Source organism: Fictibacillus sp. EA-CB0309 (genome assembly GCF_055814265.1).
Genome location: NZ_CP169271.1, coordinates 872,433 through 897,609, shown reverse-complemented (window position 1 = coordinate 897,609; position 25,177 = coordinate 872,433). Strand labels below are relative to the sequence as shown.

18 protein-coding genes and 3 pseudogenes are annotated in these 25,177 nt (G+C 37.4%); 7 read left to right on the top strand and 14 right to left on the bottom strand.

What is annotated here, in order from left to right:
* Positions 1-257: 257 nt before the first annotated feature.
* On the top strand, positions 258-1,016 hold the full coding sequence (locus ACEWFH_RS04965; RefSeq protein ID WP_473726359.1) for an MHYT domain-containing protein: 759 nt from the start codon (positions 258-260) through the stop codon (positions 1,014-1,016).
* A complete protein-coding gene (locus ACEWFH_RS04960; protein ID WP_473727218.1) occupies positions 914-2,050 on the top strand; it encodes an ATP-binding protein in 1,137 nt (378 codons plus the stop codon). The genes ACEWFH_RS04965 and ACEWFH_RS04960 overlap by 103 nt, the downstream gene beginning before the upstream one ends.
* A 347-nt stretch (positions 2,051-2,397) precedes the next feature.
* Here ACEWFH_RS04960 and ACEWFH_RS04955 read toward each other — a convergent pair whose 3' ends face one another.
* Positions 2,398-3,129 (bottom strand): response regulator, encoded by a 732-nt coding sequence (locus tag ACEWFH_RS04955; RefSeq protein WP_066245383.1) that lies wholly within the window; start codon positions 3,127-3,129, stop codon positions 2,398-2,400.
* A 12-nt stretch (positions 3,130-3,141) separates the two neighbouring features.
* A pseudogene (locus ACEWFH_RS04950) lies at positions 3,142-4,289 on the bottom strand (sensor histidine kinase).
* 642 nt (positions 4,290-4,931) lie between these two features.
* Here ACEWFH_RS04950 and ACEWFH_RS04945 point away from each other — a divergent pair.
* Positions 4,932-5,570, top strand: coding sequence for a YigZ family protein (locus ACEWFH_RS04945; protein ID WP_473727217.1), 639 nt, complete (start codon positions 4,932-4,934; stop codon positions 5,568-5,570).
* A gap of 146 nt (positions 5,571-5,716) precedes the next feature.
* Positions 5,717-6,739 carry an LCP family protein gene (locus tag ACEWFH_RS04940; protein ID WP_473726358.1) on the top strand — a complete coding sequence of 341 codons (1,023 nt, stop codon included), beginning with the start codon at positions 5,717-5,719 and terminating at the stop codon, positions 6,737-6,739.
* Between the two features lie 47 nt (positions 6,740-6,786).
* Here the strand turns inward: ACEWFH_RS04940 and ACEWFH_RS04935 are convergent, their stop codons facing one another.
* Together ACEWFH_RS04935 and ACEWFH_RS04930 are read right to left on the bottom strand one after the other, a co-directional pair.
* The gene (locus ACEWFH_RS04935) at positions 6,787-7,848 is read right to left on the bottom strand and encodes a glycosyltransferase family 4 protein (protein ID WP_473727216.1); all 1,062 of its coding nucleotides are present in this window, start codon (positions 7,846-7,848) and stop codon (positions 6,787-6,789) included.
* A 163-nt stretch (positions 7,849-8,011) separates the two neighbouring features.
* The gene (locus tag ACEWFH_RS04930; RefSeq protein WP_473726357.1) at positions 8,012-9,103 is read right to left on the bottom strand and encodes a glycosyltransferase family 4 protein; all 1,092 of its coding nucleotides are present in this window, start codon (positions 9,101-9,103) and stop codon (positions 8,012-8,014) included.
* 378 nt (positions 9,104-9,481) lie between these two features.
* Here ACEWFH_RS04930 and ACEWFH_RS04925 point away from each other — a divergent pair, with 378 nt between their 5' ends.
* The 3 genes from ACEWFH_RS04925 to ACEWFH_RS04915 all read left to right on the top strand — a co-directional run bounded on the left by ACEWFH_RS04925 (position 9,482) and on the right by ACEWFH_RS04915 (position 13,955).
* Positions 9,482-10,960, top strand: coding sequence for an O-antigen ligase family protein (locus ACEWFH_RS04925; RefSeq protein WP_473726356.1), 1,479 nt, complete (start codon positions 9,482-9,484; stop codon positions 10,958-10,960).
* The gene (locus tag ACEWFH_RS04920) at positions 10,957-11,583 is read left to right on the top strand and encodes a hypothetical protein (protein ID WP_473726355.1); all 627 of its coding nucleotides are present in this window, start codon (positions 10,957-10,959) and stop codon (positions 11,581-11,583) included. The genes ACEWFH_RS04925 and ACEWFH_RS04920 overlap by 4 nt, the downstream gene beginning before the upstream one ends.
* Before the next feature lie 302 nt (positions 11,584-11,885).
* Positions 11,886-13,955 carry a cell wall-binding repeat-containing protein gene (locus tag ACEWFH_RS04915; protein ID WP_473726354.1) on the top strand — a complete coding sequence of 690 codons (2,070 nt, stop codon included), beginning with the start codon at positions 11,886-11,888 and terminating at the stop codon, positions 13,953-13,955.
* Positions 13,956-14,325: 370 nt separating this feature from the next.
* Here the strand turns inward: ACEWFH_RS04915 and ACEWFH_RS04910 are convergent, their stop codons facing one another.
* From ACEWFH_RS04910 to ACEWFH_RS04865, 10 genes and pseudogenes are all read right to left on the bottom strand, one after another.
* A complete protein-coding gene (locus ACEWFH_RS04910; protein WP_473726353.1) occupies positions 14,326-15,033 on the bottom strand; it encodes a DapH/DapD/GlmU-related protein in 708 nt (235 codons plus the stop codon).
* 76 nt (positions 15,034-15,109) lie between these two features.
* Entirely contained in the window at positions 15,110-16,225 is a 1,116-nt protein-coding gene (locus ACEWFH_RS04905) for a DegT/DnrJ/EryC1/StrS family aminotransferase (RefSeq protein WP_473726352.1), read from the bottom strand.
* A gap of 79 nt (positions 16,226-16,304) precedes the next feature.
* Positions 16,305-17,432, bottom strand: coding sequence for a glycosyltransferase family 4 protein (locus tag ACEWFH_RS04900; protein ID WP_473726351.1), 1,128 nt, complete (start codon positions 17,430-17,432; stop codon positions 16,305-16,307).
* 127 nt (positions 17,433-17,559) lie between these two features.
* On the bottom strand, positions 17,560-18,669 hold the full coding sequence (locus ACEWFH_RS04895; protein ID WP_473726350.1) for a glycosyltransferase family 4 protein: 1,110 nt from the start codon (positions 18,667-18,669) through the stop codon (positions 17,560-17,562).
* 28 nt (positions 18,670-18,697) lie between these two features.
* A pseudogene (gene wecB / locus ACEWFH_RS04890) lies at positions 18,698-19,749 on the bottom strand (non-hydrolyzing UDP-N-acetylglucosamine 2-epimerase).
* Positions 19,750-19,941: 192 nt separating this feature from the next.
* Positions 19,942-21,278 (bottom strand): annotated as a pseudogene (locus ACEWFH_RS04885) (nucleotide sugar dehydrogenase).
* A gap of 31 nt (positions 21,279-21,309) precedes the next feature.
* Positions 21,310-22,323, bottom strand: a complete 1,014-nt coding sequence (locus tag ACEWFH_RS04880) for a Gfo/Idh/MocA family protein (RefSeq protein ID WP_473726349.1) — start codon at positions 22,321-22,323, stop codon at positions 21,310-21,312.
* A 215-nt stretch (positions 22,324-22,538) separates the two neighbouring features.
* Positions 22,539-23,537, bottom strand: coding sequence for a lipid II flippase MurJ (locus ACEWFH_RS04875; RefSeq protein ID WP_473726348.1), 999 nt, complete (start codon positions 23,535-23,537; stop codon positions 22,539-22,541).
* The gene (locus tag ACEWFH_RS04870) at positions 23,510-23,863 is read right to left on the bottom strand and encodes a lipopolysaccharide biosynthesis protein (RefSeq protein WP_473726347.1); all 354 of its coding nucleotides are present in this window, start codon (positions 23,861-23,863) and stop codon (positions 23,510-23,512) included. Before ACEWFH_RS04870 ends, ACEWFH_RS04875 begins: the two co-directional genes overlap by 28 nt.
* Before the next feature lie 122 nt (positions 23,864-23,985).
* Positions 23,986-25,140: a glycosyltransferase gene (locus ACEWFH_RS04865; protein WP_473726346.1), complete on the bottom strand. Its 1,155-nt coding sequence runs from the start codon at positions 25,138-25,140 to the stop codon at positions 23,986-23,988.
* Between the last annotated feature and the right edge of the window lie 37 nt (positions 25,141-25,177).

Below are 25,177 nucleotides of genomic sequence, written 5' to 3'. Positions count from 1 at the left end.
TACTTCATATTGTAATGACTACATAAAAAAGTTGGTCATTTGCTTAAAGGTGTTTTATAAATTCCGAAATAATAGATGAGTCCTTTTTAGGATTTTTATATTTTTCCAATAGCTAAAAAAGCGATACATTTATGGTGTTCATTATTCAGCACACGAATACTTAAACTTTTTAAAAGTTTTTTTCGAAGTAAGAAGGAATTTGTCGGAATTGGAAGAATTTACAATGTGAAACAGGATTAAAGGGAGGGTTAGGACCATTGGATCACAATCTATATATCGTAATATTATCTCTATTCGTTTGCTTTCTGTTTGCTCTCGTGTCGATAGACTGGGCATTAAGTCACGCAGAAAAGCAAAAGTCGCAGCACTATTTTTTGTTAGTAGGTTCCGTTACAATGGGTATCGCAGTGTGGGCCACGCATTATATGGGAATGATGTCTATCCAGAGCCCTGTTCCGTTCGTATATAAAATGCCAACGATGGCTGCCTCGTTTGGTACTGGCATCGTTTTTTCCTACTTAGCTTTTTTCCTATTCACCTCACAGAATGCTCAAAATAAACGCTTAGGATCTGCTCTCACTTTTGCAAGTGGTCTTATTTCTGTTCATTTGATTGGCATGCTTTCTATGCACATTCATATGCCGATCCAGCCAAATACATTTTATATCGTCCTCTCTATTGGTTCTGCTATTGTTTTTTCAGCTTTAGGCTTTTCTATTTTATCCACTAACCACTTACCATTCAAAAAAGTTTTTACGAGTTTGTCATTCACAGCTGGAGTCAGCCTTATGCACTATATCGGGGAAATGGCATTAATAACTGGCACTCCAACTTTTAATTGGCATAATGACTTTCCGATTAATAATATAAATATGGTTGCTACCCTACTTGTTTTCGGAGCGACGATCGTCGTATTAATTCTATATATTTTAGAACAGCGCAACCAAAAAAGCTCGTTCAAAACCAGATTGAGCTACTGGAATCGGAGCATCGTTATAACTCACTTTTTGAATTAAACCCTGAAGGTGTATACGTAATCGGACCTGACAGATATTTTTTAAAAGCCAATTCTTCTTTCTTAAGTATGACTGGGTATACACTTCAAGAACTACAAAACATGCCCTATACAAACCTCATAAAGAAAGAAGAGATCGATACGTCTCTTGGGTTTTTAAAACAAGTTTTGCAAGGTGGCACTGCAAAGCGTGCCCTCACAATCTTTCATAAGAGTGGACAAGAAGTAGAACTTGAGGTTACAAGCATCCCCTTTTCAACAAGAAATGATATTACAGCAGTTATCGGAATCGCAAAAGACATGACCGCCATAAATGAAGCGCAAAACTTCAAACAAAGAGCAAATACTCTTGCCTATGTAGGAGAACTTGCAGCAGGTCTAGCTCATGAGATCCGTAATCCGCTCACTTCTATTAAAGGCTTTGCGCAGCTTTTCAAATCTCAAAACACGACAGAAGAAACGCACCATTTTTTAGGCATCATGCTTCGAGAAACAGATCGCATCAACTTTATCATCAGTCAGCTTATGATTTTGGCAAGACCACATATGATCCTAAAACATAACCATGACTTAAATGGGGTTATTAAACGCTCGCTTAAATTTATTGAAGACGAAACAGACTTTCACACTACTTCACTTAATCTAGAATTACCTGACCATCCCGTATTTTTTAAATGTGAAGAAAATTTGATGACACAACTCTTTTTAAATATATTGAAAAACGCCATTGAAGCCACACCTTCATGGGGAAACATCTCTCTTCAACTAAAACAAGAGGCAGCAAACATTCACGTTTCCATTCAAGACGATGGTCCTGGCATACCCGATCACCTTTTATCAAAGCTCGGGCAGCCTTTTTATACAACAAAAGAAGGCAACCCTGGCCTTGGCCTGCTGATTTGTTACCAAATCGTTGAAAACCACGGTGGGAAGATGCAGATTGAATCAAAAGAAGGTTGCGGAACAAGGGTTTTACTCCAGTTTCCCATCAATGTTCCAGCTGAGGAAAAAACCCTGGAAATGAGCATGAGTTAATCTTGCCAAAAGGACTCGTCTTAAAGATTGTTGCTTTTGGGTCACTTAATTATTGTTCTTCACTGACAAGTTGATTGGAGTGAAAGATGCGAGACTCCTGGGGGACGAGTGGGACAGGTAAGACTCTTAATGGCGCATAGCGGCAAGAGGCTCACCGCACGCCTCCCCCGGAAAGCGAGCATCTGTAACGGAAATCAACTACTTTCAAGTACTTTCATAAACAACCTAAACGTTTTTTAACATTGTCCACAATAAAATTTTCATATAGAGTCTTCGCATCAAGCACCACGCCATACAGCTCTTCATAAGAAAAAGACCTTCTCACTCGAAGGTCTTTTTCATCACTATTAACGAACTTTTACCCAACCATTTTTAATCGCTTCAACAACCGCTTGCGTACGGTCGTTCACATTCATCTTTTGAAGAATGTTACTCACATGGTTCTTAACCGTCTTCTCACTGATATACAGCTCTTCCCCAATCGTACGGTTGCTGCGACCGTCAGCTAAAAGCTGAAGAACCTCGCACTCACGACGCGTTAAGATGTGAAGTGGCTTACGGTACTCCACTTCCACAAACCCAGCTTTGTTTTGCTGTGTTTTATTCGTTGTCGATAAACGACGGAATTCGTTCAGAAGATTATACGTAATCTTCGGGTGAAGATAAGCTCCACCATCAGCAACCACGCGAACCGCTTCGATTAACGAATCAGCATCCATCTCTTTTAATAAATAACCAGATGCACCTGTCTGAACCGCATGGGACACGTATGTCTCGTCATCATGGATCGATAGGATGATTACCTTCGTATCTGGAGATTTCTCTACCAAACGGCGAGTCGCTTCAACGCCATTGATGTTTGGCATGTTGATATCCATCAACACCACATCAGGATTATGATCGCGGACAATATTTTCCGCTTCAGAGCCATCATCACCTTCAGCTACAACAGAGAATTGATCTTCCATATCTAGAATGCGTTTAACTCCTTCACGGAATAAACGGTGGTCGTCGATAATTGCTATTCTTGTTTTCTCAGGTGCTGAGGCGTTATTTTCGTACACATTAACATTATTCATGTGTGAACCCTCCTAGTCTTGAATGGGAATTTGAATGTAAACACTTGTACCGAAGTTTATGCGGGATTTCACTTTCAGAGTTCCTTCGAGCAGTTCTACCCGCTCCTCATCCCCATCATGCCAAAGGAATTGGATTTTGCAGGCTTGGCCATATCGAATCCTTTGCCATCATCCCGGATATATAATGAAATAAATTTTTGGGTAAACTCGAGTTTCACTTCAATCAGCTTTGCGTCAGAATGTTTGACTGCATTGTTGACTGACTCTTGCACCAATCGAAAAATTGCGATTTCCATCTTATTCGGAAATCTTCTAGTTTGACCGAGTGCATGTAAATCTACCTCTTTGCCTGTACTTTCCTTCACGTTGCGCAAATACTTGCTCAGTGTTGGGACGAGGCCAAGATCATCTAATGCCATCGGACGTAAATCATATATAATTCGACGAACTTCTTTTAACGAGTCGCGAACCATAACCCTTAAGTCTTTTATTTCGGCACGGGCAGCATCAGTTCCTTTTTCGACATAAATTTTCTCTAAAAGCTCTGATCGAATGAGGACGTTTGCCATCAACTGTGCAGGTCCGTCATGAATCTCTCGGGATACCCGTTTCCGCTCTTCTTCCTGTGCCTCTATGATCTGAAGACCGAATTCCTGCTTTTGTTTCGCATCTTGAACGAGTTCGTTAATCTTTCTTAAGTCACCGTTCAGGTAGTTTAGGACAACAGAAATCTGCCCTGCTAGAGACTCCGCTTTTTGAACGGTATCGTTCAGTGCGCCAATTCTCCGCTCCAGTTCGTCTCTTTTTTCACGAAGCTGTTTTTCCGTTTGCCGGATGATCGAAAGCTCAATTTGATACTTATTCGCATTCTCATACGCATCACGAATGTCAGACTCGCTATACTTCTGAAAATGCTTGCTCACCTCAGCCAAACGTGTTCGCGCAAGCTTAGCATACTCTTCGGTGCGGTCCGACTTATGAATGACCTCAATCACCTGCTGCTTTACCAATTCAAGCTCTCGGCGCAGCTGCTGAAACTCTTGCCGCGATTGTTCGCTGATCTCAAAAATCTGAGACTGACTTTCTGTAACGGTATCGATGGTTTGATTTAATATTCCGTCCAACAAATGTGGATCTATCGTTAACTTAGCTGCAGTCATGTAAATTTCCCCCAATTAAAACGATAAAGAAGTATAAACGGAAGTTCTAGAACCATCGTGCCTAATTTATATATAGGACTTCTTAACCACTCTTGACTCTAAACGTAAGAAGACATAAATCCTTCTAATATACTACATTCGCCAAGATGTGGAATTTTATGACTTTTCTTGCTAAAAAAATTTAAGAATTTGAATGCTTTTTATAATCACCTTATAATGAAGGATATCATGTTCTACTTTAAGAATGAAGATTTTTCGACAATTTTGACATCAATTTTCACCTCTTTTTGAGGATTGATGTTTTTCCTTGGTTCATTTCAAAAAAATTGTGGCTATTTTAAGCATCTTTGACTAGTTACACTTGTAATAGCAAGAACTGTTAACGAAAGCTTTTTGTATTAGATTGTTGCTTTCGATTCTTTTTTGTTATCTTCACTGAAGAGTTGATTGGAGTGCGAGGTGCGAGACTCCTGCGGGACAAACGGTCAGGTGAGACACTTAAGAGTGAAACGTACGAATGTGGCTCACCGCCTGCCCCGCGGAAAGCGAGCAACCTGGAACGGAAATCAACCACTTTCAAGCGAAGTTCAACTACTTCCAAACTTAAATCAACCCCAATACATTAAAGGAGCTACCCCATACATGTTATCCAACTATCTTACTGTAAAGAAAACCGGCCAGCACGAAATCGTCATTGATAAATCGCGCTTTATCGCCCATATTGCACGAGCAACAACAGAGGAAGAAGCGATTCAGTTCATCCAACAAATTAAAAAAGAACATAACAGCGCAACACACAATTGCTCTGCTTATTTGATCGGAGAAACCGATAATATCCAAAAAGCGAACGATGATGGTGAACCGAGCGGCACAGCGGGTGTTCCGATGTTAGAAGTGCTCAAAAAACGGGAATTGAAAGACACGGTTGCTGTTGTGACCCGTTACTTCGGCGGAATCAAGCTTGGGGCCGGAGGACTAATCCGCGCTTACGGCAAGTCCGTTTCAGAAGGTCTCAACCACATAGGCGTAGTTGAACGCCAACTTCATCAAATCGTTCACATCACCGTTGATTACACACTTCTTGGCAAAATGGAAAACGAACTGCGCAATTCTGTCTACCCCATCAAAGAGATGAATTATATGGAAAAAGTAGAGATTCAGATGTATGTACCGATAAAAGAAAGAGACTCTTTTAAAGAGTGGATCATTGATTTAACGAACGCCCAAAGTGAAATTGTTTTTGGTGAGCAGGAGTATTTGGAAGAAGATGTGAAATCCTAAAGTATACCCATCAAATTTTATAAGCACCCGAAAGCTATATTGTCGTTTTTTAGACAATTGTCTATTTTTTCTCATACGCTATTATGAGAAAAGAGCTAAGTACCATTAATACTTCCAATACTATTGGACTAAGGGAGTTTATTTTTATGAATCAAATGAAAAGCACAAGGGTACGTAGAAGAAAGCGTAAAAGAAGTCCTTTCCGAAGACTTATGCGGTTCGTACTAGTCGTTGCCCTTTTATTCGTTCTAAGTGCCGCTGGTTACGGTGGGTATTTAGCATATAAAATTAAAGCCAATGCAGATAAAAGCTTTGTCGATCTCGACAAAGATAAATCTGATTTAAGAATGGACGAAGTAAAGCTTGGAAAAGATCCGGTCACCATTTTATTGGTTGGTATCGAGAACTATCAAGCGAATGACGTAGGACGAGCAGATGTCATTAAACTGATAACGATCAATCCAGAAACAAAAGAAACAGCCATGATTAATATCCCTCGTGATACTAGAACATATATACCAGCTATTGAAGAAAAAGATAAAATCAATCATTCGTATGCCTATGGTAAAAAAGGCATGCGTGAACAAGCCGTAATGGAAGCTACCGAAGAACTGCTTGGAGTTCCTATCGATTATTTTGTTTCCACAAATTTTGATGGGTTTGAAGATGTAGTGGATGAACTTGGTGGAATAACGGTAAATGTACCGTTTGATTTTAAACAAGCTTCCTTCAATCGAATGATTACCTTTAAAGAAGGTCCAATGGAACTCGATGGTGAAGAAGCATTGGCTTTCGTAAGGATGCGTAAGCAAGATCCGCGTGGTGATATCGGAAGAAACGAACGTGAGAGTGAAGCCATTCGAGCAATCATGGATAAAGCAATCTCTGTACAATCTTTCTCTAAAGCCGATAATGTCATTGATGAGTTAGGAAGTAACGTAAAAACAAACATTTCCACAACAGAAATGTTTGCTATGAGGAACTTTTATAAAACGTTAAAGAATAAAGAATTTGAAACCCTGCAACTAAAAACATATCCTGAAACAATAAATGGGGTTTCATATGAAATTCCTACAGATGAATCAGTTGGAGAAATCAGAGAAAAATTATCTAAAATCCTTGAAATAGAAAATGAGTTACCAAAAGCAGATAATGACTTCAACCAATAAGTTAATAAGAACACACAAGACTCCAGATGAACATAATCTGGAGTCTTTTATTTATTTTTCGGATTTAGTTTATGCAGTATATTTAAAAATGGGGTGAATCGCTCATTCACTAAACCAATCTTTTCAGCTAAAAATTGTAAAGAAATAATGAGTAAAAGCATAATTGCAATGGTGCCTCGTAGTGTTGTTAAAGGTAGTATAATGGCAGTTATGCTAAAGATTAAACCCATTCCATATATAAATAATACGGTGTTTCTGTGGGACAAACCCTTTTTTAACAATCTGTGATGCAAATGTCCTTTGTCAGGCTTAACAATTGACTGTTTGTTCGCGATTCTTCTAATGATGGCGAAGGCTGTATCAAATATAGGTACTCCTAACAGAAGGATGGGTACAATGAAGCTGAATAACGTAACACTTTTATAAAGTCCTAAAAGAGAAAGAATGGCAATACAATACCCTAAAAATAATGCCCCTATGTCACCCATAAAGATTTTTGCTGGATGAAAGTTATAAAATAAAAAACCTACAACGCTTCCGAAAATAATAACCGAAAAGGTTAGGATCATTTCTTTACCGCTTAAAAATGCTAAAACACCAATAGTGGCCACTATAATCCCTGAAGTCCCTGCTGCTAAGCCATCTAGACCATCGATTAAGTTGATGGCATTCGTGATTGCAATGATCCAAAAAATAGTTAAAGGATAAGAGAGATAACCAATATCAAATGTCCCAATAAAAGGAATGTTAATAACTTCAATAACTAAGCCACTCATAACAACTAATAAACCGGCAAGAATTTGTGCTGCTAACTTTTTAAATGCTGATAATTGATAAATATCATCAGCAAATCCTAATATGATGATGACTAATCCTCCCAAAGAGATACCTAAAACTTGCTCTTTAAATAATCCACTCAAAAAATAGCCCACTGTTACTCCAATGATAATACTGAGTCCACCCAGACGCGGCATAACTTTCGTGTGAACCTTCCTTTGATTCGGTTGATCGACAGCATTAATCTTTATAGCAAGTTTTATAACCACAGGAGTAATCAGCACCACTGTTAAAAAGCAAATGACTCCGGTAAAGAAAGGTTTAGTTATCATATGGATTCCCTCAAAAGTTAAATTTGTAGTGTCTTTCATTAGATTTCCTTGAAAGAGAAGCATTTACTAATGTAATTTTTTTCCGCTAAATTCACCTGCTCTGATTGCATCATCCTTAAAATGGATAAAATAATAAAAAAACTTGCCTAACATAAGCAAGTTTTTAAAAGTACTTCTTTTCAATTTTAACTTGTTGTCCAGAATTAGGACTGAAGATTTTTTTCCAAATATACAAAAGTGGTCGGTATTTGTGATGAACCAGTCCAATTAGTTCAGCTATGATTTCCAGCAGAACAAGCAACCCTGCAATAATCGCAATAGCTCCCCAAACCGTCGTAGCTGAAAATAGAGCAGCTGCAACACTAAACAGTATACTTAGTGCGTATATTACTAGCACAGTGTTTCGATGAGATAATCCGAGTTGCAGCAAACGATGGTGTAGGTGACCCTTATCCGGTGCTGAAATCGGCTGTTTATTTGCAAGTCTTCGAATGATAGCAAAGGTTGTATCAAATACGGGTACTCCCAGAATGATAATCGGAACGACAAAACTAAACAGAGTAACACTTTTGTATAGACCTAATAGTGAAAGCACTGAAATACAATAACCTAAAAACAGGGACCCTGTATCACCCATAAAGATCTTTGCTGGATGGAAGTTGTAAAATAAGAAGCCAACCGTTGAGCTCAGTACTATGAGCGACAACGTGAGGATTAGAATGTTTCCATTTAATCCTGCCATAATGGCAATGGTTGATATAACAATTGCAGAGATTCCTCCTGCAAGTCCATCTAAGCCATCTATTAAATTTATTGCGTTTGTAATCGCTAAAATCCAAAAGATTGTAATGGGATAAGCCCAAAATTCAAGCTCATATCTTCCTAGAAATGGAATGCTTATAAAATCAATTGTCAAGCCTGTTCCAACGATAACTAACGCTGCTAGAAGCTGACCCGCAAGTTTCATTTTTGGTGAAATGGAGAACTTATCATCGATTAAACCAACGATTACAATGATGATACCTCCAACTGTAATTCCAGTTACTGCATTATATTGAAGTCCTGCTGTTAAGTAGCCTGCAATTACTCCAATGACTATAGCAAGTCCGCCTAATCTAGGCATCACTTTTTGATGTACTTTTCGTTTATCTGGTTTGTCCGTTACGCCAATTTTTATCGCAAACTTTATTACTAACGGTGTTACAAGTAATACGGTTAGGAACGATATAAAGCATGTTAACAGCAATGTTTCCATGATATCCCCTCTTTAGAACAATTCACAATTTTAATTATAAATCATTATTAAAATAGTTAGAATGTGTATGTGTACCTAAGATGAAAGTATATAGATAATCACTTCATTACACAACAATTATCAAAAAAATTCACATTCTCTTTACACTTTAAATTTCGACAAACTTCTTACTTTGCTGTCCGTTTACACACTTAAGGACTTATACCTTTTTTTCATTGCCCGAAACCCAATAACTGTCTATATATCAAAACTTTTGAAGAAAAGTTACAATTCATTAAAACTCTTGTAAAACCTCAACTAGCACCTAATTTACGACATAAACTATGATATACTCAATTATTGTGGTAGGAGAAAAAGAAAGGAGTCTATACGCTCTTCATGTTATATCTAAAGGAACAAAAAAGCATTCTATATCGAGTTCTCTTAGCAGTAATTTGCTCTATACTTTTAGGCTGGCTGCTATCGCTATCAAATGTTGGAATCTCAGTAGACTCAAAAAAGGTACTCCTGGTAACTTCATTACTAATACTATCAATGCTCGTATTTATTGTTATAAAACCATTTATAAAAACCAACACTGTTTTGGAAAATCTTCTTTATTTGTTGGTCATCAGCTCATTTTTCGGTCCAGCAATAGCAAGTGTGAACGTAGGTCCATTCAGTGTTTTCCCGTACCGATTACTCTTTTTAATTGTCCTTCCTTTATTCTTATTTCAGTATTTTAGAGAGGACAAAATAATACCTTGGTCAAGGATCAATGTAAAAGCTATCGTTTGGTTTCATATCATTTGGATGATCTATGCTCTTACCTCTTTAATTTGGGCTAAATCGATTAAAGCAGGTATTATTGATTTGATCTTTTTAGGTATTGGTATCAGTTTAATTTTATTTGTGACCTTTACATTTAAAAAGGAACGTCATTACGTCAACATATTTTATGTATGGATATTCATGTTTCTTTTGTTATTAATCTTTGGATTGATCAACAATCTAACGCTCATTCATTTTCCGGTTTCAAGATTTTATGGTATTGATACATATCAAAAGTCTATACCTACTTCTGTTTTTGCTAATGAAAATGATTTTGCAAGTTTCATCTCAATCAGTTTCTTTTTTGTTTTGGCACTATTGAATAATACGAAGAAGATTGCCGTTAAAATCGCTTCTTGTAGCTTGCTATTGTTTGCTCTATATATCATGTCTCTCACGTCTTCAAGAGCAAATTACATCGCCATATTGTTAGGACTTAGCTTTTGGTTTTTATTTTTCACAACACGCCGTTTAAAACGATACTTGATAGCTGCACTTTTATTTCTTAGTGCAATCACAATTATTTTAGTTCCTGAAAAAATCTATAACGGCTTTAACTCTATCTATAATCTCATTGCTACCCTTTTTAACACGAGTGAAGGAAGCTCCGTGAATATAAGAATTAACCTTATTAAGAATTCGATTCATTTTGTCAGCGAATCTCTAGGCTTTGGTATTGGCTCAGGAAATTCAGAATATTATATGAAACTCTTCGGAGAATATCCGACTCACACAATCGTAAACATTCATAATTGGTGGATAGAAATAATGGTCAATTATGGTATATTTATATTTACTGGGTATTTGTTTCTGTATATGGGATTAATCTTTTACCTGTTTAATATCTTTAAAGAAACATCAGGAAATAACCGTATGATCGCAGAAGCACTATGTACAGCTCTAATTGCGTTTTTCCTTGCAAGTATAAGTCCAAGCTCACAAATTACACTGAATTACTTATGGCTGTTATTTGCATTCGCAATTGGTTTTGTGAATTATTGGAGATCAAATTGTTATTCAACCTATATAGTGGAGGAAAAGAAATGAAAGAAACATTAGATCGAATTTGGAAAAGGTTTAAAAAACTAGCAATCCTAATCATCTTACTACCATTTTTAACTGCTGGAGCCGCATACCTTTTTCAAAAAGCTGGACCAGTGTCTTATACATCGAATGCTGAAATTAAGTTGGCTAATTTATACGAATCAAACACACTTTATACAAAATTTACTGATCCAGAAAGTGCAAAAGCATATATCACTAGCGAAGGATTTCTAAAAGACATTGATGACGATGTAAGTTCTAAATTGAACATTGTCATTAATGCTTCTGCTAAAATTCTTAAAATTAGTTATACTGGCAATAACCCCACAGAAACAGAAAAAACACTTGAGGTAATTGTTAAGAATTACATTAATAAGTCTATAGTCATAAAAAATGATGTTAAAAAAGGTTATGAAGATGCTAAAGCAATGGCTACTTCTGAATCGCAAAAATTACCTGGCGAATATAACAACATAATTAAAGGATTAACGCCAGTTGAAGTGCATAAAGAAGTCCAACTAGATCAACCTCAAGAAAATGCAAAAAACATGGCAGTCTTCGGATTCCTAATCGGCTTAATTCTTAGTTTTATGATCTTATTGCTGCCTGAGGTTTTCCGAAAATAATATGCGTTTATAACATCTTTCCTCCCTGGAAAGATGTTTTTTTATACTCTGTAATAACTCCCTAACATAATTCCCTCTTAAAAATTTCTAATTTACTCCGATACTATGTAACGAAACGATTACCAAATACCTATTCAAAAATAATATATATATGTCATAATTTAATATAAATTGTATATTTTTAGATAATTATATCTATTTATGTCATAAAATTTATATTATTTTATACAATTTTGTAACTTTTTAGGTATAATAACTAGTTGTATGGTAATTTTTACTAGATTAATTGGGGGGAATGAGTTTTGAGATTAAAGAAAAAAGTTAATAGAATAGTTGTTTCTACTCTATTAATGTCATCGTTTGTGTTCACATCTGCAGAAATAGGTTATGCAGAAGAACCGTCAGTTTCTGTAAAGTTAAAAAATTACATAGGTAACAAAACGTCATTTAATATCAGTACTACTGGACAATACAACTTTAAATCTGAGAATTCTTTGCGACTTGATGGAGCAAACCGATTTGTCGTTGCTTCAAAAATAGCTTCAAACAGCTGGGGTGACTCTGCAGAAACTGTTATTTTAGCAAATTATGCTGCTTTCGCTGATGCTTTATCAGCAGCGCCTCTTGCCTATAAATATAAAGGTCCTATCTTACTTACACAGAAAGATTTCTTAACCGAACAAACGAGAAAAGATATACAATCACTAAATCCAAAAGAGGTTATTATTGTTGGGGGTACTGGAAGTGTATCTGCCCAAGTATCCAAAGATATTAAAGAAATTAATCCAAATATTACGGTTAGAAGAATTGGAGGAGCCGATCGGTTTGAGGTAGCACAAAAGATCTCTACTGAATTAGGAACTCCTGGAACATCTATTGTTGCAGATGGCATGAACTTTCCTGATGCACTTGCAATTGCTCCATATGCAGCAAGAAAAGGGTATCCTATTCTATTAACTCAACCTAACAAACTGCCTTCCAAAACGGAAGCAGCCCTTAAAGCAAACAATACCACAAAAACGATAGTAGTCGGTGGAGAAGCAAGCGTTGGGCCAAGTGTATACAGTAAACTTCCAGGAGCAAACCGAATCGGTGGTGCAAACCGCTTTGAAGTGGCTGCTAATGTATTAAAAGAATTAAAGATGCCGACTAGCCGAGCTTTTGTTGCGACTGGCACTACGTTTGCAGATGCTTTAACGGGTTCTGTTTATGCAGCAAAAATGAATGCGCCCCTTTTATTGACGATGCCAACGAGCATACCTGGCCCTACAAAAGCTATAATCGATAACAAAGCAATATCAGAGTTCACCGTTTTAGGCGGAACAGGATCGGTTGCCAACCATGTAATGGAAGCATTACCTGCAAAGCTTCTTGCCGGTGAAGATTACACGATTAAAAAAGATGGATCAGAATTAGTTTTATACAAAGGTTCCACAAAAGTTAAGGATTTTAATTCTTCATCGTTTACCGTTGTACCTCAAAAATATGGTCCATCAAATGTAATTAACGTAAATAATCTTTCTTATCTTGGTACCATGAATTTTAATATTGAAGGTGGATATATCAGACCAACAAATCTTGATATCCCATTAGAAGATTATCTTAAAGGCGTTTTACCATTTGAAATGAGTCCATATTGGGAAACTGAGGCGTTAAAAGCTCAAGCTGTAGCTGCTAGAACGTTTGTTTTAAGAAAAGGCGGTAAAATGATCGATGATACGGAAAGTAATCAAGTTTACAAAGGTTACATTTGGTATGACAGTACAAACAAAGCCGTTTCAGAAACGTCTGGTTTAGCTCTAACCCACTCATCTGAACCATTGAACAGCGATTACAATTTAAGGTTTGCTCAAGCCTATTATTATTCTGCAAATGGCGGTAAGAAATTAACGAATAAAAATTCATGGGGCTCATCTAGATTGCCTTATTCCGTTTTAGAAAACGATCCTTATGATTCACGCAGTGAAAGCAGCTTAAAAGAATGGAGTTACACTTTATCTAAGAATCAGATTGATGTAAGCAGCATCAATTATAAAAATTTAGATGATTGGTGGACTTCTGCAAAAGAAAAAGATGCAGCACTTATGACTACATTTGAGAACTATTTAAAATCAGATGCTGTTAAACTTCTTAACAAAACATCTGATATCAAATTCACTCAGGTAAAACGTGTTAACTTCACTACTACCTTCCATCAAGATCAGTTAATTGAGGGTGAAATTGAATTAGAATACTTTGAAAAAAATGCAAATAGCTACCTGATGAGTGAAGATGAACTAAAACCAAAGAGTGTTACGATTAAGACGCGCTCTTACAATATTCGTTCATTAATTGGAACCCGCACGATGTACTCCCTTATATTAAAGAGGTAAAAGAGTACTCTGATAAATTTACTGTAATCGGCGGCGGATTTGGTCATGGAATTGGAATGAGTCAATATGGAGCAAAACAGATGGCGAAAGAAGGTATGGGAGTTAGAAACATACTTGACTTCTATTACCCTGGTACAACTTTAACGAAAGCTTATTAAAAGGCGGTTTTGTTTTCGTTAACTTTGTTGCTATTGCAACTGGTTAATTTCCGTTACAGGATTCATACTAAATAATTTAAAAACAACAATCCTTATAATATGAAGCTAATAAAAGAGGCTGATCCAAGGTATAAGCAAACTTGGGTCAGCCTTTTCTCATAAAACTGGCTTATTCATGCATGAAACATGAGTAAGCCAGTGCGGTTCTTTCTTTATTGATTTCTAAGCAGTTGATTTTCAGGAACTTTTCTTAACACACGTGCTGGTGAACCTACTACTAGGTCTTCACTTTGCACATCTTTTGTAACGACACTTGCTGCCGCAACTGTTCCGTCTTCTTCGATCACTTTACCTGGGAGAATCGTAGAGTTAGCTCCTACTCTTCCTCCGTTTTTGATCGTAACACCTTTAAATTTATCGTAGCGTTCTTTTGATCTTGCCATGTAGTTATCATTTGTTGTTACCACGTAAGGTGCGATGAATACATAGTCACCAAGTTCAGAGTAAGCTGTGATATAGCAATTTGTTTCAAGCTTACACTTCACACCTACTTTACAATCGTTCTCGACAGATACTCCGCGTCCAACAATTGTTTTCTCCCCAATTGTTACACGTTCACGAACTGTAGCAAGGTCTGCAACAAAAACATCGTCAGCAAGCTCTGCATTCGCATAGATGATAGCCGAAGTACCAATGGTAACACCTGATCCGATAACCGTAGGCGGTAATGTTTTAACCTCTGGCAGAATGGAGTTTTTTGCACGTGTTGGCTGCTTTCCTATAACCGCGTTATCCTGAATAATACAGTTACTTCCGATCGTAACTCCATCATAAATAACAACATTGTGCCCAATGATTACGTTATCCCCAAGCTTAACATCATTACCGATAACAACATTTTGACCTTTTTGTACTGTCATGTGTGACACCTTCTTCCGTAAGTATGTAAAGAGTGTTCACCCCGTCGCATTCAGGGATGAACACTTAATTTTATAATTAGTTTTTGCTGTAGAATTCAGCAATTTTCTCAACAACATATTGCTGCTGCTCAATCTTCAATTCTGGGAACATTGGTAAAGAGATTGCCTCTGCTGCTGCTTTTTCTGTTTCAGGCAGGTCTCCCTCTTTGTAACCCAGCTCAGCAAATACAGGCTGTAAATGAAGAGGTTTTGGATAATAAATCATTGTAGAAACCCCTTGCTCTTGTAAAAACTTCTGAAGTTCGTCACGGCGCTCAACACGAATCGTATACTGGTGGAAAATATGGTGGCTGTAATCAGCAATAAATGGTGTCACCACTTTATCACCTAATTGTTCATTCAATAGTTTTGTATAGTTATCTGCTTTTTCTCTGCGAAGGTCGCTCCACTCATCAAGGTGTGGGAATTTCACATTCAAAATAGCAGCTTGAAGCTCGTCCAAACGGCTGTTGTATCCTAATACATGGTGATAATACTTTGGCTTGCTTCCATGAACGCGAATAACACGCATTTTTTCAGCTAGCTCGTCATCATTCGTAACGACCATACCACCGTCACCGTATGCACCAAGGTTTTTAGTCGGGAAGAAACTGTATGTTGCAGCAGTTCCAAGCTCACCCACGCTTTTACCTTTATATTTAGATCCGATTGCTTGTGCAGCATCTTCAACGATCCCTAGGTTATGCTTCTTCGCGATCTCAACAATGGCATCCATATCAGCCATTTGTCCGTATAAATGAACAGGAACGATTGCTTTTGTTTTATCCGTTACAGCCGCTTCAATTTTAGCTGGATCAATGTTAAATGTCTTAGGATCACAGTCAACGAATACTGGTGTTGCACCTGCACGTGCTACAGCACCTGCTGTTGCAAAGAATGTGAAAGAAGGAACGATGACTTCATCTCCAGGGCCCACACCAATTGCAGACAATGCGATATGAATAGCATCACTTCCGTTTGCTACTCCAATTCCGTGGTTTACATTGCTGTACTTCGCTACATCAGCTTCTAATTTTTTTACGTTGTCACCTAAAATGAATCTTGCATTAGACATAACGTCTTCCATTGCCGGAAGTATTTCAGCTTTTAGGTTTTGATATTGTTCTGTAAGATCTAACATAGGTACTTTCATTTTTTAGCCTTCTCTCTAAAATATTTAGTATATACACTTATCCTCAATCAGAATATCTGATTGATATACGTTAATCAAGCTACGAAATTCTTTCATACAATTCGATAAGGCGTTCACTTTCTTTTTCCCAATTGTATCGGGCTTCAACTGCTTTCCGTCCATTTTTGCCCATTTCGGCTGCTTTTTCAGGGTTCGTTATAATACGATCAATCGCATCTGCAATTTCTTCTATATTAAGTGGGTCCACACAGATGCCGCATTCATTTTCTCTCACAATGTCTTCCCATAATGGAAAGTTTGAAGCAATGACGGGCAAGCCAGCAGACATGTATTCAAAAAGCTTTATCGGATAAGAAACAACAAAGCGCGGTTCGGGATGCAGCAGGACCATACCGGCATTTGCCTGACTTAATTCTTCTTTAACCTGCTGTCGATTTAAGAAACCAAGAAAGTTAACATGTTTCCAACCGCTCATCTTTTTTACTTCTTGCTCTAGAGATGCAGGAGCAAACGAACCTCCTAAACGGAACTCTACATCGTGCTTATCATTTACTCTTTCAACAGACTGAATCATCTCTTTAATTCCACGCAATAGATAAATTCCACCGAGATAAACTACACGTTTTTTGTTACCGTTTAATGGAGGCGTTTCATCATCTTGAACTTTTACATTCATTAATTCTTGAAGCAAAGGATAGTTATGAATCGTTAAAGAATTATTATTGTAAGTTTTGAAGCGTTCATTTATATAAGGCGTTGCTGTTACAACAGCATCAAAGCGTTTTGACGCATATTTTTCAAGATTTCTCGCTCCTATTGCAACGCTTTTTCTTAAAGGGCCAGGAATCCACTGTTTGGAAAGGATTTGCTCTGGCAAATCCTCATGAACATCGTAGATTACTTTCTTGCCCTTTGATTTGAGCTTCAAGCCAATGGGAATCAACTCGGAATCGTGAAAATGATACACATCCGCATCTTGACGAATCGCTTCTTCATAAACAAGAGAGGTTGTATTAACCATTCGTTTTAAGCGATTAGATGCTGTGGAGTAAACACCTTTAATTTGAACGCCGAACTGGACAGAGTCTTCTGCATTCGGCACGATATAAACCACTTCATGACCAGCCTTCTGAAGGGACTGGCATTCTTTAATAAGAATTCTTGTATCCATAGCGGAATGCACAGAGGTCAGATGGCAAATTTTCATTCGTATTCCCTGCCTTTTTTAAATTCCTGAACATTCTCCAGTAGATCATCCACAATTCTTGACCAAGAGAACTCGCGGCAAACAAATTCTCTGCCGTTCTTAGAGTATTGGCTGTATGCAGCTTCATCTAAACTCGCGCAATGAATGATCTTTTTCGCGATATCCTTTTCATCTTCAGGAGTTGCGATAATTCCGCTGCCGCTGTCTTCAATAAGCTTCGCGCTTTCCCTACTCCACAGTAAAGTACAGGAACCCCAGATGCTAAGGCAGGGAAAATCTTCGATGGTCTTGCCCCTTGAAACAGAGGAATATTTCTTAGCGAAACGATGCTAAAGTCAGTAATAGAAAAGATATTTGGCATTTCTGTTACTGGAACGGAATCATGAAAAACTACATTCTCAGCTTGAATACTCTCTTTTAACTGTATGAGCTCTTCTTTTTCGGGACCGTCGCCTATAAATAGAAATCTGATCTCTGGGTTTGTGCTTTCAACTATTTTGGCAGCTTTAATGACGGAATCCAGCCCTTGTGCATAACCAATACGGCCTGCAAAGGTAAACACCTTTTTCCCTTCAAATCCTAACTTCTGCAGCCAATCTGCGTTCTTATCTCTCGGCTTAAAAGTCTCTGTATTTACCCCATTCGGCAAAAGAAAAACAGATTCTTCTTTTTTTCCCTTTTTCAGCATGTAATCTGCAATACCTTCTGTAGCAGTCGCAATCTTCCATGCTTTTTTGTATAGAAATGACTCCAGTTTTTCAGCCATTTTAATAAATTTTTGGTTCTTAAGAATTCCAAGCTCTACGGCAGACTCTGGCCAAATATCAGCTACATTAAAAACAAACTTCGCTCGTTTGAATTTAGAAGAAAGATAACCCGTAATTCCTAAAAACAAAGGTGGAGAGGTACAAATGATTACATCCGTTTTCTTTGCTTTTACCATCGAATAAAAGGCACTGAATGTAAAAGAAAAATAGGACATCAGCCTTCTCCAAAAACTGCCCTTTGGACTTGGATAGATCCACGAACGGTGCACGGGAATTCCTTCATACTCCTCAAATTGATAAAACTTCCCCTTATATTCATCAGGAATTATGCCATGAGGATGATGCGGAAATGCCGTCACAACTTCTACTTGGTGACCTCTTTTGATAAGTTCTTTACTGACTTCATACAGACGGATCTGTGGCGCACCTACCTCAGGAGGGAAATGCTGACTTAATAAAATGATTCTCATATGTTTAACCTCATTTTTAAACAAGCGATTAATTAAAATAGTTCGCTATTTTTTCAGCTGCCTTTGCGTCACCAAAAGATTTTTATAGGTCGGAGTAACCTCTTTGTTTACAGCGGCTAAGATTTTTTCTTTATCCGTTCCAACAAGAATGTTAGCTTCACTTTCTAGCGTTTCTACCCATTCTGTTTGTTCTCTAAGCGTGACACATGGAACTTCCATAAAGTATGCCTCTTTTTGTACACCGCCTGAGTCTGTTAAAATCTTTTTGGCATTGCTCTCAAGTTTTAGCATGTCCAAATATCCTACAGGCTCAACGATCATTAAGTTAGGAATATCATCTAAACTTAAATTCAAGCGTTCGATCACGTGCTTTGTACGAGGATGCATCGGCCAAACTTTCACTTCTTCTATCTCGGAAAAAGCAGCAAGGATTGAAGAAATCTTTTCAGGATCATCCGTATTCTCTGCACGGTGAACCGTAATCAGGTGATACTCTTTCGATGTTAATCCGAATGTATTCAAAATATCAGAGTTGTTTTCTGCAAGTTGACGGTTATATTCTACTGCATCATACATAACGTCTCCTACATTGATTACATTATGTTTCATGTTTTCATCTGTAAGGTTTTTAATCGCTGTGTCTGTTGGACAAAAGAGATATTCAGAAACATGATCCGTCATGATGCGGTTTATTTCTTCAGGCATTCTTTTGTTAAAACTTCTAAGTCCTGCTTCAATATGCACAACAGGAACATGAAGCTTAGCGGCAGCGAGTGCACCTGCCAGCGTTGAATTGGTATCGCCATATACCAATACATAATCAGGTTTTTCCTGAAGGATGATATCTTCTATTTTAGCGAGCATTTCACCCGTTTGTTTGCCATGAGAAGCCGATCCGATCCCTAGATGAAAATCGGGTTTAGGGATATGTAATTCTTCAAAGAAAATATCAGACATATTTTTATCATAGTGCTGACCTGTATGAATAATTAATTCTTCGTGATTTTTTCGTAGTTCTCGAGAAACCGGAGCCGCTTTAATAAACTGAGGCCTCGCTCCTAATACAGTTAAAAACTTCATCTTTTTATTCTCCTTCAAATTATACTCTTCGCTATTCCTTACATAACAGTTTTCGATCATGCATTTATCAAGGTGACCATTCATACGAAAGGACGGGGTATAAACATTTACCAATTAGTATGGACCAGTAAAAACCGTTCTAAAATCAGGAAAAGAGATAGCCAAATGAATGGTTATCTCATCCTGTCACTCTTATAGTAAATGATATTTTTTGATTGAAGGAGCCTGGTCTTTAAGTGCATTACGAGTATCAAAGACTACAGGGCTGTTTTCTGCGATCATATCGTAATCAAAGCTAGTATGATCTGTTGTAAGCATAACGAGGTCAGCACCTTGTAATAGTTCTTTTGAGATTTCGTGCGTTTTATGCATTTCACCATTTAGCTTAAACTCTGTTACATGCGGGTCTACTACAACCCAATCAGCACCAGCAAGTTCAAGTTTCTCAAGAATTGGCAATACAGGAGACTCACGCATATCATCGATGTCTTTCTTATAAGCAACACCAAGTAATACCACTCTTGCTCCGTTTAATGCTTTCTTGTCTTCGTTTAGGATTTTCATTGTACGTTCAAGTACGAAATCCGGCATTTGGTTATTGATCTCGCCAGCTGTTTCGATTAAACGTGTGTGATAGTCATACTCACGAGCTTTCCAAGTTAGATAGAAAGGATCGATCGGAATACAGTGTCCACCTAGTCCTGGACCAGGGTAGAACGCCATGAAGCCATATGGCTTAGTTGCCGCTGCATCAATTACTTCCCAAACATTAATGTCCATCTTATTACATAGGATTGCCATTTCGTTTGCTAATCCAATGTTGATGTTACGGAACGTATTTTCAAGGATTTTTTCCATTTCAGCTACTCTTGGGCTAGATACTTCATGAACATCGCCTTCAAGAACAGAACGGTACATCGCTGCTGCGATAGATGTACATTGTGCAGTCATACCACCAACAACTTTTGGTGTGTTCTTTGTGTTGTATACTTTGTTACCTGGGTCAACGCGTTCAGGTGAATAGGCTAAATGGAAGTCCTTACCTGCAACAAGGCCGCTCTTTTCAAGGATCGGCTTCAAAACTTCTTCTGTCGTTCCAGGGTAAGTTGTACTTTCAAGAACGATAAGCATTCCAGGGTGAATAAATTTTGCAATCTCTGTAGCTGAACTTTCAACATAAGAGGTATCTGGCTGCTGATACTTGTCCAACGGTGTTGGTACACAAATAGCCACAGCGTCAACTTCTTTAATAAGCGAATAATCTGTCGTAGCAAGAATTTGTTTTGAAGAAGTTAATTCTGCTAACTCTGCGTCAACTACATCACCAATGTAGTTAATTCCGTCATTAACCATCTGTGTTCTTTTTCTTGAACATCAAATCCGATCACTTTATATCCTGCTTTTGCTTTTTCAACAGCAAGAGGAAGACCAACATAACCAAGACCTACTACACCGATTGTTGCTGTTTTTGATTCGATCTTACCTAATAATTCTTTTGAAACTGAGCTTAATTCTAATTCGTTAGACATTCAATATTCCTCTCTTTCAGGGGAGATTACTTTATAGTTTAACTGGTTTGCTTGTATCAGCAGATTCATATAGCGCCAGTACTAGACTTAACGCACGTTTTCCGTCTTCACCCGTTACAATGGGTTCACGGTTTTCTTTTATCGCCTCTACCATATCTTCGATGATGCACTGGTGACCTGGCTTTCCAAACGGATCGGCTTTAACAGATTCCATAAGATCTGTTACCTGGCTTTCATCCATGTCTTTCACATCCCAGTGCTCGACATAATTAGCCGTTTTACCGCCAATCTTAATTGTACCTGTTTCACCAAAGATACTCAAAGATTCTTCATAATTAGATGGATAAATTGTCGTTGCAGCTTCAATAATCCCTAATGAACCATTTTTAAATCGCACAACACCCGTAGAAACATCTTCTGCTTCAATGTTACGCAATCTTGTTGCTGCCATACTGTAAACTTCATCAACCTCACCCATCGTCCATAAAAGCAAGTCAAGGTTATGGATAGCTTGATTCATTAAAACTCCGCCATCAAGAGACTTAGTACCTCTCCACGGTGCTTGATCATAATATTCTTGGTTTCGATTCCAGCGAACTGTCGCATTAGCATGGCTTAGCTTTCCTACTAAGTCTGCATCAAGTGCCTTTTTTAATTCCATGATCGCTGGACGGAAACGATTCGGATGAACAACCGATAACTTCACATCATTTTCTTTACACGCTGAAATAATGGCATCTGTATCCTCGATCGTTAGTGCGATTGGCTTTTCAACTACAACATGTTTTTTAGCATTTGCAATCTGAATAGCAATCGGAGCATGGTACCCACTCGGTGTACAAATGTTAACTACTTCAAGGTCATCTAATTTTAAAAGCTCGGCTAAATCAGTAAAAGCCTGAACACCATATTTCTCTGTATAATACTCCATGTTCTCTGGAATCATATCGCATACTGCAATGAGTTTTGCACCTTCTGCGTTATCAATTGCCTCTGCATGTTTCTTTGCGATATGTCCGCAACCAACAATGGCGAAATTAGTCATCTAGGTAACTCTCCTTTTAACTAAATGTTTGTTAACTAGTTAAATCCAATCAATATTTTATACTAATTAACAATAATATCAATAAATTTCATTCTCTCTCTAGTACTACTAAACATCATTTCGTTAAACATTTCACATTTTTGACTTTTTTAGTTTACCCGATTTGCAGGTATTTCCTTCCTCTTTTGAACAAATTTATGATATATAAAAAATTCTTATCTTGCTCTTAACTTTTGCAGAAGTGTTTTATAGATAAGAAAATCACTTTTCTTCACGACCAAGAAGTTCAGATAGCCTTCACCCGTAAGCCTCTTAAAAATGATGATCTTTAATATAAAGCTAAAGAAATAAGTGATGGTAGTCGACACAGCAGCACCAATAACCCCAAATGCAGGAACCATAAATAAGTTTAATATAACATTGAAAATAACATTATAAATAGAAAGCCACATATTTAATTCAGGTTTGCCTCGTCCAGCAATATCATTTGAAAGAACCTTCTCTACTGCAAGAAGCGCAAAGCCTGGAAGCATAATCTTTAATAAAAGCGGAGTTTCTGTAAAGCTCTTATTAAAGATGGTATAAACAATAAAATCAGACAGCACAAAAGCAACCATTGCCATTAAGATGGTAATTAAAAAGACATTACGGCTAACAATTGATGTGATCCGGTTCCGATCGGCTTCAGAATTCGTTGAACTGATTTTGGGATATAAAACACTTGAAAAGGATACGGCGAAAATAGACAATCTCTCACCTAAGTTCATGGCTGCACTGTATCTGCCGACAGCAGCATTACCTGTTGAAAAATATCCTAAAATAAAAACAACAGTCCGGTAGTTTAAAAAGCTGGCAAAGTTACTTACATGTGCCTTAAGACCATAGTTTACAGACTTCTTAAAGTATTCCCATGAAAAACTATTCCACTTAAAAGATACGCTATGATGACGCACCAGCTTAAAAATCATCGTAATCACTGTAATGGCGTTCCCCAGGATAAAAGCTGAAAGTGCACCCTTAAGTCCATAATCTAAGAAAATAACAAAAACGACAGCAAAACTAAGGATTGACAGCTGGTTTTGAACCATAAGCGTATTAAATGCCTTGAAGTCTTGAAGCCCTTGAAAAACGGTTTGAAAATACTCTCTTAGAAATAGGAAAGGAACCGCAAGCAAACTTAAATACACTAAAGATATCGGTGTATCTTTAAACAATTGCTCCGAAAAAAGATAACGGCAATCAAGCCTACAAGAACACTTATTATGCTTAACAGCGTTCCAATAATGATGTTGTTGTTAAAAACCGTATTTAGATCTACTTCTTCTCGACTGACAAAGTAGATCGTTGAAGTATTTACCCCTAAAGTCAGGAAAGTAAGCAATACGGTAGGAAAAAGAGTCAGGAGAGTATAGTCACCAAACCCTTCATCTCCTAAATACTTTCCAAGAACAGATAACAAAAGCATACCTATTACAATATTTGATATCTGCCTCGTAAATGTAATAAAACTATTTTTAATAAAACTGCGGTCTGTACTCATAAATTAATTTCCCTCAAATTCTCTTAACAACTTCGCAAATTGTGAATAATTTGTTTCAGAAAAGAAGTCCTCTTTCCATTTTTCATAAGCAGCTGCCCGATAACTTTCTCTTTGTTCTGCACTTAATGAAGCAAAGTGATCAATTTCTTTAGCAAGTTCCCTGAATCGAAATCTTTTTGAATAAGTTTTCCGTTATTTGAGTCTACTAATTCTTTTGTTCCTCCAACATCCGTTGCAAAGGATGGAATGCCGTAACTATAGGCTTCCATAATGGAAACAGGAATGCCTTCACTGGAACTTACATTAATAAAGAGATCAATAGGGTGTGTTTGATAATATTTCAACACTTCAGCATTCTTTTTTCGGCCAAGGAATTCACATTGAATGTTAGATGGCAGTTCTTCGTTTACTTTCTTTTCTAATTCTTCTCTTAACGGTCCATCACCAATATGTGACCAATAAATCTGTTGTTTACACTTTTTCAGTGTATCAATAATCAAGTCAAGACGCTTAACCGGTAGCATGTTTGAACAGGAGACCATTCTAAGTATTCCATCACTTGAAGGAATAGATTTCCCTTCAGCCGATCTTGTACCGAGTCTGCTCACCGCAATTTTTTCTGAGACCTCAGGATAAGATTTCTTTAAATAGTCACTTCCATCCTGTGAAATCACAAATACTTTGTCTAACCTGTGGACTGTTTCTTTTTGAGCTGGCATATAAGGTGTGCTGTGCCTATAAGCATACAGATCTCCGCCATGTGCCCTGCTGATTATTTTAATAGAAGGTTCGATTTCCTTCAACATCGCTAAAGCAGTAGCAGAAGGTCCTAACCAATAAGAATAAAAAATAGTTTCAGAAAGGTCAAAAGAATTCTCACTTAAAAAGGATTGAAGCTCTTTGCGTATTTGAACGGCTAATCCGATCCAGTTAGCTGTTTTAAACGCTGCTGATAGATATTTAGGAACCAGGTTACTCCATTCCTTGAGATACCATCGTTTCCCTTGAGAATCCAAAAGCATATCTGCTGTTAGCTTGTATTTTGAAATGGAAGAAGGAACTGTTTTAAGTTTATGAACTTCAAAGTTTTCAGGTATTTCTCTTGAAGAAACTGACTCTTCATCAACATAATTCACAGGGATAATATGTACTTTTTGAAATTCTTCACTTAAGTAACTTTTTTCTGTTTCTAGAAATTCTTCTCCAGGTGGAAAAGGAAATCGGCTAGATAATAAGATTAACTGTTTATTGCTTTGTTTATTTGTGGGTGAATTCATCCATAAAACTCCCTATTTTAAAGAATTTCATAATTAT

Coding starts and splice junctions, on each gene's coding strand:
- ACEWFH_RS04955 (WP_066245383.1), bottom strand. CDS start 3,129: ATGAATAATGTTAATGTGTACGAAAATAACGCCTCAGCACCTGAGAAA.
- ACEWFH_RS04945 (WP_473727217.1), top strand. CDS start 4,932: ATGTTATCCAACTATCTTACTGTAAAGAAAACCGGCCAGCACGAAATC.
- ACEWFH_RS04940 (WP_473726358.1), top strand. CDS start 5,717: ATGAATCAAATGAAAAGCACAAGGGTACGTAGAAGAAAGCGTAAAAGA.
- ACEWFH_RS04935 (WP_473727216.1), bottom strand. CDS start 7,848: ATGATAACTAAACCTTTCTTTACCGGAGTCATTTGCTTTTTAACAGTG.
- ACEWFH_RS04930 (WP_473726357.1), bottom strand. CDS start 9,103: ATGGAAACATTGCTGTTAACATGCTTTATATCGTTCCTAACCGTATTA.
- ACEWFH_RS04925 (WP_473726356.1), top strand. CDS start 9,482: ATGTTATATCTAAAGGAACAAAAAAGCATTCTATATCGAGTTCTCTTA.
- ACEWFH_RS04920 (WP_473726355.1), top strand. CDS start 10,957: ATGAAAGAAACATTAGATCGAATTTGGAAAAGGTTTAAAAAACTAGCA.
- ACEWFH_RS04910 (WP_473726353.1), bottom strand. CDS start 15,033: ATGACAGTACAAAAAGGTCAAAATGTTGTTATCGGTAATGATGTTAAG.
- ACEWFH_RS04905 (WP_473726352.1), bottom strand. CDS start 16,225: ATGAAAGTACCTATGTTAGATCTTACAGAACAATATCAAAACCTAAAA.
- ACEWFH_RS04900 (WP_473726351.1), bottom strand. CDS start 17,432: ATGAAAATTTGCCATCTGACCTCTGTGCATTCCGCTATGGATACAAGA.
- ACEWFH_RS04895 (WP_473726350.1), bottom strand. CDS start 18,669: ATGAGAATCATTTTATTAAGTCAGCATTTCCCTCCTGAGGTAGGTGCG.
- ACEWFH_RS04880 (WP_473726349.1), bottom strand. CDS start 22,323: ATGACTAATTTCGCCATTGTTGGTTGCGGACATATCGCAAAGAAACAT.
- ACEWFH_RS04870 (WP_473726347.1), bottom strand. CDS start 23,863: ATGAGTACAGACCGCAGTTTTATTAAAAATAGTTTTATTACATTTACG.
- ACEWFH_RS04865 (WP_473726346.1), bottom strand. CDS start 25,140: ATGAATTCACCCACAAATAAACAAAGCAATAAACAGTTAATCTTATTA.